We start from the raw sequence: 21,199 nt of genomic DNA on the forward strand, positions 1-21,199 counted from the left end.
CCGCCGGCCGGCGGGCAGCACGGGGACGCGGCACGCGCCGCGCCCCCGCCCCGCCGGCCGCACCGCCAACCAACCATCACCCACGAGCCACATCACGTCGGGGAGCTGAAATCACGTGGCCAACGAGCAAGAACTCCGCGAGTACCTCAAGCGGGCGATCGCCGATGCGCGCGACGCGCGCAAGCGCCTGCGAGAAGCCGAGGACAAGGCCCACGAGCCCATTGCGATCGTCGGCATGGCCTGCCGCTACCCCGGGGGCGTCGCCACGCCGGAGGACCTGTGGCGGCTGGTCGACGACGGCGTGGACGCGGTCGGCGGCTTCCCCGTCAACCGCGGGTGGGACCTGGAGCGGCTGTACGACCCGGACCCGGACGCCGCGGGCACCTCGTACACGACCGAGGGCGGCTTCCTCCACCAGGCCGACGAGTTCGACCCGGAGTTCTTCGGGATGTCGCCGCGCGAGGCACTCGCCGTGGACCCGCAGCAGCGGCTGCTGCTGGAGACCACCTGGGAGGCGTTCGAGCGGGCGGGCCTCGATCCGGAGTCGTTGCGCGGCAGCCGCACCGGCGTCTTCACGGGCTTGATGTACAACGACTACGGCTCCCGCCCGAACCTCCCCGCCGAGGGGAACGAGGGCTATCTGTTCAGCGGCAGCGCGGGCAGCATCGCCTCGGGCCGGCTGGCGTACACCTTCGGGCTGGAGGGCCCGACGGTGACGGTGGACACGGCGTGCTCGTCGTCGCTGGTGGCGCTGCACATGGCGGCGGGTGCGCTGCGTTCCGGTGAGTGCGACCTCGCGCTCGCGGGCGGCGCGGCCGTGATGTCCACGCCGACCGCCTTCGTCGAGTTCTCCAGGCTGCGCGGACTGGCTCCGGACGGTCGCTGCAAGTCCTTCTCCGAGCACGCGGACGGCACCGGCTGGGCGGAGGGGGTCGGGCTGCTGCTCGTCGAGCGGCTGTCCGACGCCCGCCGCAACGGCCACCGGGTACTGGCTGTCGTCCGCGGCTCCGCCGTCAACCAGGACGGCGCCTCCAACGGCCTCACCGCACCCAACGGCCCCTCCCAGGAACGGGTCATCCGCCAGGCCCTGGCCAACGCGGACCTGACCCCCGCCGACGTCGACGCCGTCGAGGCACACGGCACCGGCACCACCCTCGGCGACCCCATCGAGGCCCAGGCACTGCTGGCGACGTACGGCCAGGACCGGGCGGAGGGCCGGCCCCTGTACCTCGGCTCACTCAAGTCCAACATCGGACACAGCCAGGCCGCCGCCGGAGTCGGCGGGATCATCAAGATGGTGCAGGCGATCCAGCACGGTGTGCTGCCCGCGACCCTGCACTCCGAGGAGCGTTCGAGCCGGGTCGACTGGGAGGCGGGCGCGGTCGAATTGCTGACCGAGGCCCGGCCCTGGCCGGAGACCGGCGCGCCGCGCCGGGCCGGAGTGTCGTCGTTCGGCTTCGGCGGCACCAACGCGCACGTGGTCATCGAGCAGGCCGTGGAGCCGACGGACGAGGATGCGCGGGACAGGGACGAGCCCACGTCCGAGGCTCCGGCGCAGGCGGACGTCTCGGCGCCGCCGGTGCTGCCGTGGGTGCTGTCCGGGCGCACCCGGGAGGCCGTGGCCGGTCAGGCGCGCAGGCTGCTGTCGTACGCGACGGAGCACGAAGACGTCGAGCCCGCCCATGTCGCCCGGTCACTGGTCCGCGACCGGTCGGTGTTCGACCACCGTGCGGTGGTGGTGGGGTCGGACCGGGAGGAACTGCTCACCGGACTACGAGCCCTCGCCGAGGGCCGGACCACCCCCACCGGCGTCGTCCAGGACACCAGACAAACCGGCAAAACCGCGTTCCTCTTCACCGGCCAGGGCGCCCAACGCACCGGCATGGGCATGGACCTCTACCACACCTTCCCCGCCTACGCCCACGCCTTCGACACCATCACCGCCCAACTCGACCCCCACCTCGACCAACCCCTCCACCACACCATCACCACCGGCCACCACCTCCACCACACCGGCAACACCCAACCCGCCCTCTTCGCCACCGAAGTCGCCCTCTACCGACTCCTCGAAACCTGGGGCATCACCCCCGACTACCTCGCCGGACACTCCATCGGCGAACTCACCGCCGCCCACATCTCCGGCATCCTCACCCTCCAAGACGCCTGCACCCTCGTCACCGCACGCGCCCGCCTCATGCAAAACCTCCCCACCCACGGCACCATGATCGCCCTCCAAGCCACCGAACAAGAAATACTCCCCCACCTCACCGGACACGAACACCACCTCACCATCGCCGCCATCAACAGCCCCACCAGCCTCGTCATCTCCGGCAACCAAACCGCCGCCCAACACATAGCCACCCAACTCCAGGCCCAAGGACGCAAAACCAAAACCCTCACCGTCTCCCACGCCTTCCACTCCCCCCACATGGACGGCATGCTCCACGACTTCCACCACACCGCCACCCAACTCACCTACCACGAACCCACCATCCCCATCGTCTCCACCCTCACCGGAAACCTCGCCACCCACAACGACCTCCGCACCCCCACCTACTGGACCGACCAACTCCGCAACACCGTCCGCTACACCCAAGCCATCCACACCCTCCACACCGCCGGCGTCACCACCTACACCGAAATCGGCCCCGACGCCACCCTCACCCCCCTCACCGCGAGCACGGTCGAGGACTCCGACGGCGTGGCGGCCATCGCCACCCTGCGCGCCGGCCGCCCCGAGCCGCAGCAGGTCCTCGCGGCGGTCGGCGAGTTGCACGCACGCGGCCGACGCGTCGACTGGGAAGCGTTCTTCGGCGGCCGGCCCGGCCAGTCCGTGTCCGTGGACCTGCCGACGTACGCCTTCCAGCGCGACCGGTACTGGCTAGACGTCACGGAGGCCGCCGCCGACGCCGCCGGCCTCGGGCTGACCCCGACGGACCACCCGATCCTCGGTGCCACGCTCGATCTGGCCGACGGCGAGCAGACCCTCTTCACCAGTCGGCTGTCCCTCCGCACACATCCCTGGCTGGCCGACCACACCGTGGCCGGCACCACTTTGCTGCCGGGTACGGGCTTCGTGGAACTGGCCGCGCTGGCCGGTGAGCGGTTGGGCTGCCCGCGGGTCGAGGAGTTGACGCTCTCGGCTCCGCTGGTCCTGCCGGAGCGGGACGGCGTGCGGATACAGCTCGCGGTCGGCGAGGCCGACGGCGCGGGCCGCCGGGTGGTCTACGTGTACGCGCGTCCCGACGGCGGCGACGAGACACCCGGCGCCGTTGCCAAGGCCCGCCCGTGGACCGCGCTCGCCAAGGGCGTGCTGGCGCCCGCCACCGGAACCGGCACGGCGGCGGACGGTCTGCCGGTCTGGCCTCCGACGGGTGCGAGTGAGGTGCCGCTCGACGGCGTCTACGACCGACTGGCGGCCCAGGAGTACGCGTACGGTCCGGCTTTCCAGGGTCTGCGGCGGGTATGGCGCGGCGACGGCGAGATCTACGCCGAGGTCGCCCTGCCCGAGGAGCAGCGCGCCGACGCGGGACGCTACGTCCTGCACCCGGCCCTGCTCGACGCCGCGCTGCACCCCCTGCTGCCCGGCGTCGCCGACCAGGACCGCGCGGCACTGCTGCCCTTCGCCTGGTCCGGCGTCACCATCCACGCCACGGGCGCCTCCGTACTGCGCGTGCGGCTGACACTCACCGGGGCCGACGTCGCGGCCTTGACGGTGGCGGACGCAACCGGCGCCCCGGTCGCCTCCGTCGAATCCCTGCTGCTGCGCCCCCTGTCCAAGGACGCACTGCGCCAAGCCGCCTCCACCGCCCGCGACGGACTCTTCCGCATCGCCTGGAACACACTGCCCACCACCGACACCCCCACCGACACCACCGACACCACCGGCTGGGCCGTCGTCGGCGACCTGACGGTCGACGGAGCGAGCAGGCACGCCGACCTCGGCGCCGTGGCGAACGCCGATTCCGTCCCGGACACCGTCCTGTACGCTCCCCCGGTCCCGGACGGTGACGTGCCGGAAGCGGCCCATGCCGCACTGCGCGACGCCCTCAGCACCACGCAGTCCTGGCTGGCCGACGACCGCACCACCGACACCACCCTCGTCGTCGTCACCCGGGGCGCCCTCGCCACCCGCGAAGGACAGCACACCGATCCCGTACAAGCCGGCCTCTGGGGCCTGCTCCGCGTCGCCCAGACCGAGAACCCCGGCCGCATCGCCCTCCTCGACACCGACACCGACACCATCCCCACCACCGCCACCGCGGTCACCAGCCGTGAGCCCCAACTAGCCCTGCGCGACAACACCTTCCTCGTCCCTCGCCTGGCCCGCACCACCGACCAGCCCACCGACCAGCCCACCGACCGGCCCCGCTGGGACCGCGGCACCGTCCTCATCACCGGCGCCACCGGCGCCCTCGGCACCGTCCTCGCCCGCCACCTCGTCACCCAGCACGGCACCCGCCACCTTCTCCTCCTCAGCCGACGCGGCACCAACGCCCCCGGCGCACAAGAACTCCAGCAAGAACTCACCGCCCTCGGCGCCACCGTCACCATCACCGCCTGCGACGCCGCCGACCGCCACGCCCTCACCTCCGTACTCGACGACATCCCCGCCGAACACCCCCTCACCGCCGTCGTCCACACCGCCGGCGTCCTCGACGACGGTCTGCTCTCCTCGCTCACCGAGGAGCGGCTCGCCGATGTGCTGCGTCCGAAGGTCGACGCGGCGTGGAACCTGCACGAACTGACCAAGGACCACGACCTGGAGGCATTCGTCCTCTACTCCTCCGTCGCCGGCCTCATCGGCAACGCCGGCCAGGCCAACTACGCCGCCGGAAACACCTTCCTGGACGCCCTCGCCCAGCACCGCAGGGCACTCGGACTGCCCGCCGTCTCCCTCGCCTGGGGCCTGTGGGCCCAGGCCAGCACCATCAGCGGACAACTCGACCAGACCGACCTGAAGCGCATGGAGCGCACCGGGCTGCTGCCGCTGTCGTCCGCCGACGCGATGGACCTGTTCGACGCGGCCCCGGCCACCGGCGAAGCGGTCCTCGCGGCCACCCGGCTGGACCTCGGAACACTGCGCAAGCAGAGCGACGGCCCGCACGTCCTCTTCCGCGGCCTCCTCCCGGCCGCCCCGCGCCGGGCGGCCGCCGCGCAGGCCGACGGCGGTTCGTCGCTGGAGCAGCGGCTGGCTCCGCTGTCCGCGGCCGAGCGCGAGCGGGCACTCACGGATCTCGTGCGCGTCCAGGTCGCGGCGGTGCTCGGGCACTCTGACCCCGGCGCGATCGAGTCCGGCCGGGCCTTCCAGGAGCTGGGCTTCGACTCACTGACAGCCGTCGAACTCCGCAACCAGCTGAGCACCGCGAGCGGACTGCGCCTGCCCACCACCCTCGTCTTCGACCACCCCTCCCCCGCCGCTCTCGCCGCCCACCTCTCGGCGGAGCTGTTCGGCGAGCAGGAGTCGAGCGGGCCGGCCGTGGTGGCCGCCGGCTCGGCGTCCCTGGAGCCGGTCGCGATCGTCGGCATGGCCTGCCGCTACCCGGGCGGGGTGTCCTCGCCGGAGGAGCTGTGGCGGCTGGTGGCGGACGGTGTGGACGCCGTCACCGAGTTCCCCGTCAACCGGGGCTGGGACCTGGAGAACCTGTACCACCCTGACCCTGAGCACGTGGGGACGACGTATGCCCGGGGCGGCGGTTTCCTGCACGACGCCGACCTGTTCGACCCGGAGTTCTTCGGCATGTCGCCGCGCGAGGCGCTCGCCACCGATCCGCAGCAGCGGCTGCTGCTGGAGACCGCCTGGGAGACGGTCGAGAACGCGGGCATCGTCCCCGCGTCGCTGCGCGGCAGCCGCACCGGTGTGTTCACCGGCGTGATGTACCACGACTACGGCTCCCAGCTGGACACGGTCCCCGAGGACCTGGAGGGCTATCTCGCCAGCGGCAACGCCGGCAGTGTGGCTTCGGGCCGGGTCTCGTACAACCTGGGCCTGGAGGGACCGGCGGTCACCGTCGACACGGCGTGCTCCTCGTCGCTGGTCGCCCTGCACATGGCGGCGAACGCGCTGCGTTCCGGTGAGTGCGACCTCGCGCTCGCGGGCGGGGTCACCGTCATGTCGAGCCCGACCTCCTACGTGGAGTTCTCGCGGCAGCGGGGCCTGTCGCCGGACGGCCGCTGCAAGCCATTCGCGGCCGCCGCGGACGGCACCGGCTGGAGCGAGGGCGTCGGCCTGCTGCTCGTCGAGCGGCTCTCCGACGCCCGCCGCAACGGCCACCAGGTACTGGCCGTCGTCCGCGGTTCCGCCGTCAACCAGGACGGCGCCTCCAACGGCCTCACCGCACCCAACGGCCCCTCCCAGGAACGGGTCATCCGCCAGGCCCTGGCCAACGCGGACCTGACCCCCGCCGACGTCGACGCCGTCGAGGCACACGGCACCGGCACCACCCTCGGCGACCCCATCGAGGCCCAGGCACTGCTGGCGACGTACGGCCGGGAACGGCCCGACGGACGCCCCCTGTACCTCGGCTCACTCAAGTCCAACATCGGACACAGCCAGGCCGCCGCCGGAGTCGGCAGCGTCATCAAGATGATCGAGGCGATGCGCCACGAGGTGCTGCCCAGGACCCTGCACGTCGACGCGCCGTCCCCGCACGTCGACTGGGAGACGGGCGCGGTCGAACTGCTCACCGAGGCCCGGGAGTGGGAGACGTACGGCCGTCCGCGCCGCGCCGCCGTCTCGTCCTTCGGCATCAGCGGCACCAACGCCCACGTGGTGATCGAGCAAGCCGAGCAGCCGGAGCCGACGGAGCCGACCGGTCGGCCCGAGCAGCCGGAGCCGGTGTCCGCCGCCCCGCTGCCGGCCGTCCCGTGGGTGCTGTCGGGCCGGACCCCGGAGGCCGTGACCGGACAGGCGCAGCGGCTGCTGTCGTTCGTCGAGTCACGCCCCGAGGCGGCTCCGGCGGACATCGGGCTCTCGCTGGCGGTCAGCCGGTCGCAGTTCGACCACCGGGCGACGGTCGTCGGCGCGGACCGCGAGGAACTGCTGGCCGGGCTGCGGACGCTGGCTTCCGGTGCTACGAAGCAGACAGCGGTGCGGGACACCAGGCAAACGGGGAAGACCGCGTTCCTCTTCACCGGCCAGGGCGCCCAACGCACCGGCATGGGCATGGACCTCTACCACACCTTCCCCGCCTACGCCCACGCCTTCGACACCATCACCGCCCAACTCGACCCCCACCTCGACCAACCCCTCCACCACACCATCACCACCGGCCACCACCTCCACCACACCGGCAACACCCAACCCGCCCTCTTCGCCACCGAAGTCGCCCTCTACCGACTCCTCGAAACCTGGGGCATCACCCCCGACTACCTCGCCGGACACTCCATCGGCGAACTCACCGCCGCCCACATCTCCGGCATCCTCACCCTCCAAGACGCCTGCACCCTCGTCACCGCACGCGCCCGCCTCATGCAAAACCTCCCCACCCACGGCACCATGATCGCCCTCCAAGCCACCGAACAAGAAATACTCCCCCACCTCACCGGACACGAACACCACCTCACCATCGCCGCCATCAACAGCCCCACCAGCCTCGTCATCTCCGGCAACCAAACCGCCGCCCAACACATAGCCACCCAACTCCAGGCCCAAGGACGCAAAACCAAAACCCTCACCGTCTCCCACGCCTTCCACTCCCCCCACATGGACGGCATGCTCCACGACTTCCACCACACCGCCACCCAACTCACCTACCACGAACCCACCATCCCCATCGTCTCCACCCTCACCGGAAACCTCGCCACCCACAACGACCTCCGCACCCCCACCTACTGGACCGACCAACTCCGCAACACCGTCCGCTACACCCAAGCCATCCACACCCTCCACACCGCCGGCGTCACCACCTACACCGAAATCGGCCCCGACGCCACCCTCACCCCCCTCACCCAGCAAACCCTCGACACCACCACCGCCATCCCCCTCCTACGCCACAACCAACCCGAAACACACACCCTCCTCACCGCCATCAGCCGCCTCCACAACCGCGGCATCCCCATCAACTGGAAAAACCTCTTCACCACCACCCCCGCCAAACACACCCCCCTACCCACCTACGCCTTCCAACACGAACGCTTCTGGCTGAAGGGCTCGGCGCGGTCCGGCGACGCGGGCCACGCGCTCAGCCCGACGGGCCATCCGCTGCTGGGCGCCGCGGTCACCGTGGCCGGCGCCGATCAGGTGCTGTTCACCAGCCGGCTGTCGGCGCACGGTCATCCGTGGCTGGCCGAGCAGGCGGTGTTCGACGCGCCCGTACTGCCCGTGTCCGCCCTGGTGGAGCTGGCCCTCCGGGCGGGCGACGAGCTGGGGGTCCCGGGCGGGCTCGCGGAGCTGGACCTGCGCACGCCAGTCGTTCTGCCCGAACAGGGCTTCATGCAGCTCCAGTTGGGCGTGGGGCCGGCGGACGAGGCCGGACGGCGGCCGTTCACCGTGCACAGCAGGGTGGACGACGCGGACGCTCCTTGGAAGGTGCACGCCCATGGTGCCTTCGAGTCCGCGGACGGCGGTGCGCCGCTTCCCGGTCCGTCGTCGGACGCGGATGCGACCGACGTGCGGCTGGCCGAGGAACTGCTGCCGGACGCCGCCCGCTACGAGCTGCATCCGGCCCTGCTGGAGGCGGCGGTCATGGCGGCCGCGGGGACCGGGGAGGCCGGCACCACGCCGGTACCGGCCCACTGGCGGGGCGTGCGGCTGCACGCGTCGGGTGCCACCGCCGTACAGGTCCGGGTCGGCGCCCCGGACGAGCACGGCGTCAGCGTGCTGCTGTCCGATGCCGAAGGGCAGCCGGTCGCCACGGTCGAGAGGCTGACCTTCCGGAATGTTCCGGACGCCGAGTTCGCGGTGGACTCCGAGGGCAGCCGGCCGCTGTTCCGGGTCGACTGGGACCGGACCGCGCTTCCGGAGCCCGCTTCCCCGGTGCGCTGGGGCGTCCTTGGTGACGGCGTCCGGTTCGACGGACCGGCCGACGGCATCATGGCGTTCGAGGACGTGGCGGCCGTCGGCAAGGCGGCGGAGGCAGCCGGGACCGATGCCCCGGTGGACGCGGTGCTGGCACGGATCACGCCCGAGGGGACCGGCGGTGCGCCGACGGCCGCGCACGCGGCTGCGCGCGGTGCGCTGAACCTCGTACAGGACTGGCTGGCCGACGACCGGCTCGCCACCACCCGGCTCGTGGTGGCGACACGAGGGGCGGTGCACGCCGGTGGGGAGCAAGACGCGCCGGACGTCGGTGCGGCGACCGTCTGGGGGCTGCTGCGCTCGGCGCAGGCGGAGGCCCCCGACCGGATCGTGCTCGTCGACCTGGACCACGCCGACGAGGGCACGGAGCCGTCGGTGTCGTCTGCCCCGCTGTCCGCGCTCGTCGCGTCGGGCGAACCCCAGGCGGCGCTGCGTGGCGGCGAGACCCTGCTGCCGAGACTGCGTCGGCTGCCGGCAAGGGCGTCCGACGGCTCCCCGGCCGAACCGGTCTGGGACCCGGAGGGCACCGTGGTCGTCACCGGCGGTACGGGCGCACTCGGCAGTCTGTTCGCCCGGCATCTGGTCGCCCGGCACGGCGTACGCCACCTGCTGCTGCTCAGCCGGCGGGGCGAGGACGCGCCGGGGGCCGGCGAGCTGATGGCCGACCTCGCCGCGCTCGGGGCCCGAGTCACCGTACGGGCCGTGGACGTCGCCGACCGGGAGGCGCTCGCCGCCGCCCTGGCCACGGTGCCGGACGGCCACCCGCTCACCGGCGTGGTGCACGCGGCGGGCATCCTGGACAACGGCCTGGTTTCCGCGCAGACGCCGGAGAGCCTGGCCGCCGTGCTGCGGCCCAAGGCGGACGCGGCCTGGCATCTGCACGAGCTGACGAAGGACGTGGACCTGTCGGCGTTCGTGCTGTTCTCGTCGAGCGTGGGCGTCGTCGGCGGGCCCGGCCAGTCCAACTACGCGGCGGCCAACGCCTTCCTCGACGCGCTCGCCGAGCACCGGACCCGGCTTGGTCTTCCCGCGAAGTCGCTCGCCTGGGGATTGTGGGACCTCGGCCACGGGATCAACGCGGGCCTGGACGCCAACGACCTCAAGCGGTTCACCCGGGAGGGGTTCCGTCAGGTCTCGCCCGAGGCGGGTACAGCACTGTTCGACGCCGCGCTGGACGGTTCCGCGGCGACGGTGGTGGCCCTGCCGGCCGACCTGTCCGCGATGCGGGCGCACGGCCGCGTCCCGGCGGTCTTCGGCGCTCTGGTGAGGGTGGCGAACCGGCGCACCGCCCAGTCCGGGACGGTCGCGGCGGAGTCGTTCGCGCAGCGGCTTGCCGGTCTGTCCGTACCGGAGCGGCGGCAGGCGGCCCTGGACCTGGTGCGGGCCGAAGTCGCCGCCGCGCTGGGGCACTCGGGGCCGGACGCCGTGCCGGCCGAGCGTGCCTTCCAGGAGATGGGCTTCGACTCGATGACCGCGGTCGAGCTGCGCAACCGGCTCATCGCCGCGAGCGGGGCACGGCTCGCCGCCGCGGTGGTCTTCGACCACCCGACTCCGGAGGCCCTCGCCGAGCACCTTCTCGGCGAGGTGGCACCCGAGGCGGCCGGCGACCCCGCGCAGCCGCTGCTGTCCGAACTGGACCGGCTGGAGGCGTCGCTCTCGGCACTCGCCGGCGACGGCCGCGCCCGGTCCGCGGTCTCCGTCCGGCTCCAGACGATCCTGTCCCGGCTGAACGAGGCCGCCGGACCGGACGAGAGTTCGGATGTGGTGAGCAGCCTCGATTCCGCGTCGGCCGACGACCTCTTCGACTTCATCGACAACCAGCTCGGACGATCGGCGAACTGATGGCCCCCGACCCCGAATTCCGCCCCCACCCGGCTCTCAGGAGAAGTTGATTACGCATGTCCAACGAACAGAAGATGGTCGAATACCTCAAGTGGGTGACGACCGACCTGCAGAAGGCACGGCAGCGGCTCGCGGAGCTGGAGGCCGGTAACGACGAGCCGGTCGCGATCGTCGGTATGGCCTGCCGCTTCCCGGGCGGTGTGGCCTCCCCCGACGACCTGTGGCGACTGGTCATGGACGAGGCCGACGGAATCACCGACTGGCCCACCGACCGCGGCTGGGACATCGACGCGATCTACGATCCGGAACGCGGCAAGCCCGGGAAGTCGTACACGAGGAAGGGCGGGTTCCTCGACGGCGCCGCGCAGTTCGATCCCGGGTTCTTCGGGATCTCGCCGCGTGAGGCCCTCGCCATGGACCCGCAGCAGCGGGTGCTGCTGGAGACCGCCTGGGAGACCTTCGAGCAGGCCGGGATCGATCCGGCCACGCTGCGGGGCAGCCAGGTCGGTGTCTTCGCCGGTGTGGTGGAGCAGAGCTACCTCGGCCTGGAGGGCCCGGAGGAGCTCGAGGGCTATCTGATGACCAGCAAGCTGAGCAGTGTCGCGTCCGGCCGGATCGCGTACACCTTCGGTTTCGAGGGTCCGGCCGTGTCCGTGGACACGGCGTGCTCCTCGTCCCTGGTCGCGCTGCATCTGGCGGTGCAGTCGGTGCGCAAGGGCGAGTCGACGATGGCGCTGGCGGGCGGTTCCACCGTGTCCGGCAACCCGAGCGGCTTCGTCGACTTCTCCCGGCAGAACGGGCTCGCCGAGGACGGCAGGATCAAGTCCTTCGCCGCTGCCGCCGACGGCACCGCGTGGTCCGAGGGTGTCGGCCTGCTGCTGGTCGAGAAGCTGTCCGACGCCCGCCGCAACGGCCACCGGGTGCTGGCGGTCGTCCGCGGCTCGGCGGTCAACCAGGACGGCGCCTCCAACGGCCTCACCGCACCCAACGGCCCCTCCCAGGAACGGGTGATCCACCAGGCGCTGGCAGGCGCCCGGCTCAACGCCTCCGACGTGGACGTGGTGGAGGCGCACGGCACCGGCACCCGGCTCGGCGACCCGATCGAGGCCCAGGCGCTGCTGGCGTCGTACGGCCGGCAGCGTCCGGCGGACCGGCCGCTGTACCTGGGGTCGCTGAAGTCCAACATCGGGCACACCGTGGCGGCGGCCGGGGCCGGCGGCGTGATCAAGATGATCATGGCGATGCGCCACGGGATCCTGCCGAAAACACTGAACGTGGACGAGCCGACCCCGATGGTCGACTGGGAGGCGGGTGCGGTCGAGTTGCTGACCGAGGCCCGGCCCTGGCCGGAGACCGGTGCGCCGCGCCGGGCCGGTGTGTCGGCCTTCGGGGTCAGCGGTACCAACGCCCATGTGATCCTCGAGGAGCCCCCGGCCGAGGAGCCCGAGGAGGCGGCCGACACGGCCGTCACGGCGCTCCCGGTACTGCCGTGGGCGCTGTCGGCCAGGACCGCGCCGGCCCTCCGTGACCAGGCGCGGCGGCTGCTGTCGCACGTCGAGGAACGGCCCGCGGAGGATCCGCTGGACGTGGCGTACTCGCTTGCCGCCGAGCGCTCCGCGCTGGAGCACCGTGCGGTGGTGGTGGGGTCGGACCGGGAGGAACTGCTCACCGGACTACGAGCCCTCGCCGAGGGCCGGACCACCCCCACCGGCGTCGTCCAGGACACCAGGCAAACCGGGAAGACCGCGTTCCTCTTCACCGGCCAGGGCGCCCAACGCACCGGCATGGGCATGGACCTCTACCGCACCTTCCCCGCCTACGCCCACGCCTTCGACACCATCACCGCCCAACTCGACCCCCACCTCGACCAACCCCTCCACCACACCATCACCACCGGCCACCACCTCCACCACACCGGCAACACCCAACCCGCCCTCTTCGCCACCGAAGTCGCCCTCTACCGACTCCTCGAAACCTGGGGCATCACCCCCGACTACCTCGCCGGACACTCCATCGGCGAACTCACCGCCGCCCACATCTCCGGCATCCTCACCCTCCAAGACGCCTGCACCCTCGTCACCGCACGCGCCCGCCTCATGCAAAACCTCCCCACCCACGGCACCATGATCGCCCTCCAAGCCACCGAACAAGAAATACTCCCCCACCTCACCGGACACGAACACCACCTCACCATCGCCGCCATCAACAGCCCCACCAGCCTCGTCATCTCCGGCAACCAAACCGCCGCCCAACACATAGCCACCCAACTCCAGGCCCAAGGACGCAAAACCAAAACCCTCACCGTCTCCCACGCCTTCCACTCCCCCCACATGGACGGCATGCTCCACGACTTCCACCACACCGCCACCCAACTCACCTACCACGAACCCACCATCCCCATCGTCTCCACCCTCACCGGAAACCTCGCCACCCACAACGACCTCCGCACCCCCACCTACTGGACCGACCAACTCCGCAACACCGTCCGCTACACCCAAGCCATCCACACCCTCCACACCGCCGGCGTCACCACCTACACCGAAATCGGCCCCGACGCCACCCTCACCCCCCTCACCCAGCAAACCCTCGACACCACCACCGCCATCCCCCTCCTACGCCACAACCAACCCGAAACACACACCCTCCTCACCGCCATCAGCCGCCTCCACAACCGCGGCATCCCCATCAACTGGAAAAACCTCTTCACCACCACCCCCGCCAAACACACCCCCCTACCCACCTACGCCTTCCAACACGAACGCTTCTGGGTCGAGACGTCCGGGGTCGCCGCCGACGCCTCCGATCTCGGTCTCGAGTCCGCCGGGCACCCGATGCTGGGCGCGGCGGTCACCGTCGCGGGCGCCGATCAGGTGCTGTTCACCAGCCGGCTGTCGCTGCGGACGCACCCCTGGCTGGCCGACCACATCGTGCTCGACCAGACGCTGGTGCCGGCCACCGCGCTGGTGGAGATGGCGATCCGCGCCGGTGACGAGCTGGGCAGCACGGTCCTGAACGATCTGTCCGTGCTCGGGCCGCTCGTGCTCCCGGGCAAGGGCGGGGTGCACGTCCAGGTGAGCGTGGGCTCGCCGGACGCGTCGGGTCTGCGGGAGCTGTCGATCTACTCGCGCCCCGACAACGCGGACGTGCCGTGGACGCTCAACGCCCGGGGGCGGCTGAGCTTCCGCGGCCCTGACGCCCCGTTCTCGCTCGCCCAGTGGCCACCGGCGGGCGCGGAGGAGGTGCCGCTCGACGAGGCGTACGACAAGCTCGCCGTCCAGGGCTACGTCTACGGTCCCGTCTACCGGGGGCTGGAGCACGTCTGGCGGCTGGGTGACGAGGTGTACGCCGACGTCAGGCTGCCGGAGGGCTCCCGCACCGGCATCGGCGGTTTCGGCTTGCATCCGGCCCTGCTGGAGACGGCGCTGGCCGCATCCTGCCTCGCCGGGTACGGCAGCAGCCCGGAGGGCGCGGTCTGGATCTCCACGGACTGGAAGGACGTACGCCTGCATGCGACGGGCGCCGACCGGCTGCGGGTCCGGCTGGCTCCCGACGCGGACGGCGCGCTGAACGTCCAGCTGGCCGACCGGGCCGGGCGCCCCGTGGCCTCCGTCTCCTCGGTCGCCTGCCGTGCGATCGCGGTCGGTGAGGTGTCCAACGCGCTGGCCCGCAACCGGGACTCGCTGTTCCACGTGGACTGGGCGCCGTTCCCGGTGGCCCCCTCGGCCGGCACGGAGCGGTGGGTCTCGCTCGGCGCCGACGAGCCCGGGGCGCGGCGTTACCCGGATGTGGCGTCGCTCGCCCGGGCGGTGGCCGCGGGCGAGTCCGTGGATGTCGCCCTGGTCGGTACCGAGACCGGTGACACGGGTGACCGCGTCGCCGACGTACACGACGTGACCCGCGAGGCGCTCGCCCTGGTGCAGGACTGGCTGGCGGAGGAGCGGCTCGCCGGCACCCGGCTGGTCGTGCGCACCCGTGGCGGAGTCACCACGGCGGGCGACGAGGACGTGACCGATCTCGGAGCGGCGGCGGTCTGGGGTCTGCTGCGCTCGGCGCAGTCGGAGAACCCGGGGCGGATCGTCCTGGTGGACGTCGACGACGAGGAGGCTTCGGCTCGGATCCTGCCCGCGGTGGTGGCGTCCGGTGAGCCCCAGTCGGCGGTGCGGGACGGGCAGGTGTTCGTGCCGCGGCTCGGGCGGGTTCCCGAGGCGCCGGCGGGCGCCGCCACCGGTGCCTGGGATCGGCGGGGCACCGTGCTGATCACGGGCGGCACCGGCAGCCTGGGCGGCCTGTTCGCCCGCCACCTGGTGGTGGAGCACGGCGTCCGGAACCTGCTGCTGACCAGTCGGCGGGGCCGGGACGCCGAGGGCGCGGCAGAGCTGGAGGCCGAGCTCACGGCGCTCGGCGCCCGCGTCGAGATCGCCGCCTGCGACGCGGCCGACCGGGCCGCGCTGGCGGCGGTGCTCGCGGACATCCCGGCGGAGTATCCGCTCACCGGCGTCCTGCACACCGCCGGTGTCCTGGACGACGGGCTGATCGGCTCGCAGACCCCGCAGCGTCTGTCGGCGGTGCTGCGTCCCAAGGTCGACGCGACGTGGAACCTGCACGAGTTGACGCGGGACATGGACCTGTCGGCGTTCGTGCTCTTCTCGTCGATCGCCGCGGTCGTCGGCGGGCCCGGCCAGTCCACGTACTCGGCCGCGAACCACTTCCTCGACGCGCTGGCGCAGCACCGCCGCTCGCGCGGGCTGGCGGCCACGTCGCTGGCCTGGGGACTGTGGTCGCAGACCAGCGGGATGACCGGTCATCTCGACGAGGCGGACCTCAAACGCATCGCACGCAGTGGTTTCCGCCCGGTCGAGTCGGAGCAGGGTCCCGCGCTGCTGGACATCGCGCTGACCGTCGGACGGGCGGGCCTGGTCGCCACACCCATGGACCTGACCGCGCTGCGCGAGCAGGTGCAGGTGCCGGTGCTGCTCAGCAAGCTGGCCCGCACCCCGGTCCGCCGTACCGCGCAGAACGCCGAGGTGAGCAGCGAGTCGCTGGCCGAGCGGCTGGCGGGGCTGGGCGACGCGGAGCAGCGCGAGGCCGTCCTCGGCATCGTGCTGGGGCAGGCCGCCGTGGTCCTCGGGCACTCCGACGCCACCGGCATCGACCGGCAGCGGTCGTTCACCGCGCTCGGTTTCGACTCGCTGACCTCGGTGGAACTGCGCAACCAGCTGGGCACGAGCACGGGACTCAGGCTGCCGCCCACGCTCGTCTTCGACCATCCGACGCCCGTCGCGCTCGCCGAGTACCTGCACGGCGAGGTGCGGGCGGAACTGTCGGCGGACGGTTCCGCGAGCCGGCCGGGCGTGGACTTCGCCGCCGAGGTCCGGCTCGCCGACGACGTCCGGCCGGCCGACGAGGTGATCACCACGGCCGCGGACCCGAAGGAGATCCTGTTGACCGGTGCGAGCGGGTTCCTCGGCGCGTTCCTGCTGCGCGACCTGATGCGGACCACCACCGCCCGGGTGCACTGCCTGGTCCGCGGGGCGGACGAGACGGCGGCCATGGAGCGGCTGAAGGCGAACGCCGAGTGGTACCGGGTGTGGGACGACATCGACCCGGAGCGGGTCTCGGTCGTCCTCGGCGATCTCGCCGAGCCGCGGCTGGGCCTGGACGAGGAGAGCTTCGACGCGCTCGCCCGTACCGTCGACGTGGTCTACCACAACGGCGCGCGGGTGCACTGGCTGCTGCCGTACGAGACCCTCAAGGCCTCCAACGTCACGGGTACGGAGGAGGTGCTGCGGCTGGCCGCCCGGCACCGCACGGTTCCGGTGCACTACGTTTCCACCGTCGGCGTGTTCGACGGGGTGCGGGAGCCCGGCGTGCCGCTGAGGGTCACCGATCCGACCGGGCCCGCCGAGTCCCTGCCGAGCGGATATCTGCGCTCCAAGTGGGTGGCGGAGCAGGTCATCGAGGTGGCCCGGGACCGGGGTCTGCCCGTGTCGGTCTACCGGGTGGACGTCATCTCCGGCGACCGGGTGAACGGTGCCTGCCAGACCCGTGACTTCGTCTGGCTGACGCTGAAGGGGCTCATCCAGGCCCGCAGTGTGCCCAAGGGCACCGAGGGCCGCTTCCACCTGCTGCCGGTGGACTACGTGAGCGCCGCGATCACCGGTATCTCCCGGCAGCCCGGTACGGTCGGCCGTACCTTCCACCTCTTCAACCAGAGCTCGCTGGCGCTCAGCCAGTGCGTGGAGCTCCTGCGCTCGCTCGGATACGAGCTGGACGAGGTCGACTGGGACACCTGGACTCAGGTGGTGACGTCCGGTGACAACGCGCTGCTGCCGCTGCTCGACGCCTTCGAGATGATGACGTCGGACACCGACGGCTTCTACCCGCCGATCGACACCGCTGAGACGGTGGCGGCGCTGGAGGGAACCGGTATCGGGATTCCGGTGCTGACGCGGGAGCTGTTCGAGAAGTATGTGGCCTTCTTCGTCGAGGAGGGACACTTCCCGGCGGCCGGGTGACCCACCGCACGCGAAAGCCCCCGCCGGCCCGAGGCCGGCGGGGGCTTCTTTCCACGGCTGTGGCTGTGGCTGTGGCTACGGCTACGGCTACGGCTACGGCTTGCGGATGCCGAGACGGTGGCTGAAGACGTTCCTCGGGTCCCACGTCGCCTTGACCCGCTGCAACCGGGGGTAGTTGCCCTTGAAGTACAGCTCGTGCCAGGGGATGCCCGACCGGTTGAGGGCCGGGTCGGCGAGGTCGGCATCGGCGTAGTTGATGTAGCAGCCGTCGTTGACGCCGCCCGGACGGGGCACGCCGCCGGTGGAGGCGTAGACGTCCTCGTACGCCTCGCGGATCCACCGCTGGTGCAGCGCGTCGTCGGCCGGGTCGGACCACAGGCTGCAGTAGAGCATCTTCGCGATCGAGTCGCGTTGTGCGGTGGCGGTGTCGCCCGGAGCCACCTCGTTGATCTTCCCGCCGAAGCCGACGATGGCGATCATTCCGTACGGTCCGGGGTAGTCGTCCCGCGTCAGCTGCCGGTACACCGCCCGCAGCTGCTCCTCGGGCATGACCTCGCGGACGTACGCCGACTTGGACTTCCAGCGCGGGACGGAGGCCTCGACGAAGCCGGACCACTCGGTGACCGCGTACAGCCATGGGGCCCGGTAACGGTCGCCGACGTGGTAGGTGACGCCCGTGCCCTCGCTGATGGCGGCCAGGTAGTCGTCGAGCAGCCGGTCGGCGTCCGGAGCCGCGGCGTCGACCTGCGTGCTCATGCGGAAGTAACCGGCCGCCTTGTGCATGGTCTTGAGCTGGCTGAACAGGAAGCGGCCGGGCGAGTCCGGCGCGGAGTTGCGCGCGTGCCACTCGGTGAAGTTGCGCAGCAGACGGGTGAAGCTCGCCTCGTCCAGGTCGTCCCAGGACCAGCTGACGTCCGACAGCAGCACCTCGGACGGCGCCGCCGGCAGCAGCGTCGAGGGGTCGTCGCCGACGGCGTCCGGGGAACGCAGCCAGTAGCGGGTGATGACGCCGAAGTTGCCGCCCCCGGCGCCGGTGTGGGCCCACCACAGCTCGCGGTTGGGGTCGTCCTCCTCGCGGGTGGCGACCACCTTGCGCGCCCGGCCCCTCGCGTCGACGTGGACGACCTCGACGGCGTACAGATGGTCGACGGTCAGTCCGCGCGACCTGGACAGCGCCCCGTAACCACCGCCCGTGATGTGGCCTCCGGCACCGACGGTCGGACAGGTGCCGCCGGGCAGCACGACACCCCAGCGCGTGTACAGGGTCCGGTACACCGTGCCCAGCCGAGCGCCCGGTCCGACCGCGAAGGCCCGCCGTTCGCGGTCGTAGGTGACCGAGTCCATACCGGCCATGTCGATGACGACCCGGACGTCGCGGTTGCCGACGAAGTCCTCGTCGCAGTGACCGCCGCTGCGGACCGCGATCTTCAGGCCCTTGTCGACGGCCTCCTGGACGGCCCGGACCACCTGGCCGGCGGAGCTGACGACGCGGATGTAGTCGGGGTTGCCGACCCATCGCTGGTTGGAGCCCGATATCAGCCCCTGATAGCGCGGGTCGGAGCGCGTGACATGGACCGGGGCCGGCCGGCGCCCTGCCGCGGCCGCTGCGGGGCCGGGGAGGTCCTCGGGGCCTGCGGCGGGCGCGGCCGTCGCCGGCGGTGCGCCGAGCGCGGGCAGCGCCAGCGCGCCGCCGGACACCGCGGCGCCTTTCATGAGTTTCCGGCGGGACACCTCGGTCATGACCGAACCTCCGTGAGAACAAGAGAGAAGGAAATGTGGGCGGAAGTGCCCAGTTCCGACAACGCACGCCGGACCATTCCAGCCATGTCTCACGAGCCGGTAACCCCGGGGCAACCGCGAACCGGACGGCCCCTTCCGGCACTGGTCCTGCTCCGCCCGGGGGGCGGGTGATTACCGCGGGATGGACGGGCGGCTGAATACCGGCCGATACGTTCTGCGCATGACTGTTCCGAACAGGGCGGCGTGAATTCCAACCGTTGGCCGTCGGCGAGCCCCGATCAGTAGTCGAGTGAGTGAGGAGAATCTTCGTGCGCAAGGTGCTCATCGCCAATCGTGGCGAAATCGCTGTCCGCGTGGCCCGGGCCTGCCGGGACGCCGGGATCGCGAGCGTGGCCGTCTACGCGGATCCGGACCGGGACGCGTTGCACGTCCGTGCCGCTGATGAGGCGTTCGCCCTGGGTGGTGACACCCCCGCGACCAGCTATCTGGACATCGCCAAGGTCCTCAAAGCCGCGCGCGAGTCGGGCGCGGACGCCATCCACCCCGGCTACGGATTCCTCTCGGAGAACGCCGAGTTCGCGCAGGCGGTCCTGGACGCCGGGCTGATCTGGATCGGCCCGACCCCGCACGCCATCCGCGACCTGGGCGACAAGGTCGCCGCCCGCCACATCGCCCAGCGGGCCGGCGCCCCCCTGGTCGCCGGCACCCCCGACCCCGTCTCCGGCGCGGACGAGGTCGTCGCCTTCGCCAAGGAGCACGGCCTGCCCATCGCCATCAAGGCCGCCTTCGGCGGCGGCGGGCGCGGCCTCAAGGTCGCCCGCACCCTCGAAGAGGTGCCGGAGCTGTACGACTCCGCCGTCCGCGAGGCCGTGGCCGCCTTCGGCCGCGGGGAGTGCTTCGTCGAGCGCTACCTCGACAAGCCCCGCCACGTGGAGACCCAGTGCCTGGCCGACACCCACGGCAACGTGGTCGTCGTCTCCACCCGCGACTGCTCCCTCCAGCGCCGCCACCAAAAGCTCGTCGAGGAGGCCCCCGCGCCCTTCCTCTCCGACGCCCAGACGGAGCAGCTGTACTCGTCCTCCAAGGCCATCCTGAAGGAAGCCGGCTACGTCGGCGCCGGCACCGTGGAGTTCCTCGTCGGCATGGACGGCACGATCTCCTTCCTGGAGGTCAACACCCGCCTCCAGGTCGAGCACCCGGTCACCGAGGAAGTCGCCGGCATCGACCTGGTCCGCGAGATGTTCCGCATCGCCGACGGCGAGGAACTCGGCTACGACGACCCCGCCCTGCGCGGCCACTCCTTCGAGTTCCGCATCAACGGCGAGGACCCCGGCCGCGGCTTCCTGCCCGCCCCCGGCACCGTCACCCTCTTCGACGCGCCCACCGGCCCCGGCGTCCGCCTGGACGCCGGCGTCGAGTCCGGCTCCGTCATCGGCCCCGCCTGGGACTCCCTCCTCGCCAAACTGATCGTCACCGGCCGCACCCGCGCCGAGGCACTCCAGCGCGCGGCCCGCGCCCTGGACGAGTTCACCGTCGAGGGCATGGCCACCGCCATCCCCTTCCACCGCACGGTCGTCCGCGACCCGGCCTTCGCCCCCGAACTCACCGGCTCCACGGACCCCTTCACCGTCCACACCCGGTGGATCGAGACGGAGTTCGTCAACGAGATCAAGCCCTTCACCACGCCCGCCGACACCGAGACGGACGAGGAGTCGGGCCGGGAGACGGTCGTCGTCGAGGTCGGCGGCAAGCGCCTGGAAGTCTCCCTCCCCTCCAGCCTGGGCATGTCCCTGGCCCGCACCGGCCTGGCCGCCGGGGCCCGCCCCAAGCGCCGCGCGGCCAAGAAGTCCGGCCCCGCCGCCTCGGGCGACACCCTCGCCTCCCCGATGCAGGGCACGATCGTCAAGATCGCCGTCGAGGAGGGCCAGGAAGTCCAGGAAGGCGACCTCATCGTCGTACTCGAGGCGATGAAGATGGAACAGCCCCTCAACGCCCACAGGTCCGGCACCATCAAGGGCCTCACCGCCGAGGTCGGCGCCTCCCTCACCTCCGGCGCCGCCATCTGCGAGATCAAGGACTGAAC

At 71.8% G+C, this 21,199-nt stretch carries 3 protein-coding genes and 1 pseudogene; 3 read left to right on the top strand and 1 reads right to left on the bottom strand.

The window, feature by feature from the left end; genetic code table 11:
- Nucleotides 1-133: 133 nt before the first annotated feature.
- Nucleotides 134-10,861, top strand: a pseudogene (locus R2E43_RS06970) (SDR family NAD(P)-dependent oxidoreductase); the annotation flags it as partial.
- Between the two features lie 95 nt (nt 10,862-10,956).
- Nucleotides 10,957-17,376 (top strand): thioester reductase domain-containing protein, encoded by a 6,420-nt coding sequence (locus R2E43_RS06975; protein ID WP_456300771.1) that lies wholly within the window; start codon nt 10,957-10,959, stop codon nt 17,374-17,376.
- Nucleotides 17,377-17,469: 93 nt separating this feature from the next.
- Here R2E43_RS06975 and R2E43_RS06980 read toward each other — a convergent pair whose 3' ends face one another.
- Nucleotides 17,470-19,116 (bottom strand): FAD-binding oxidoreductase, encoded by a 1,647-nt coding sequence (locus R2E43_RS06980; protein WP_332056022.1) that lies wholly within the window; start codon nt 19,114-19,116, stop codon nt 17,470-17,472.
- A 308-nt stretch (nt 19,117-19,424) separates the two neighbouring features.
- On the opposite strand from R2E43_RS06980, the gene R2E43_RS06985 reads away from it, so the two are divergent.
- The gene (locus tag R2E43_RS06985; RefSeq protein ID WP_332056023.1) at nt 19,425-21,197 is read left to right on the top strand and encodes an acetyl/propionyl/methylcrotonyl-CoA carboxylase subunit alpha; all 1,773 of its coding nucleotides are present in this window, start codon (nt 19,425-19,427) and stop codon (nt 21,195-21,197) included.
- Nucleotides 21,198-21,199: the final 2 nt, after the last annotated feature.

Source organism: Streptomyces violaceoruber (assembly GCF_033406955.1).
GTDB lineage: Bacteria > Actinomycetota > Actinomycetes > Streptomycetales > Streptomycetaceae > Streptomyces > Streptomyces violaceoruber.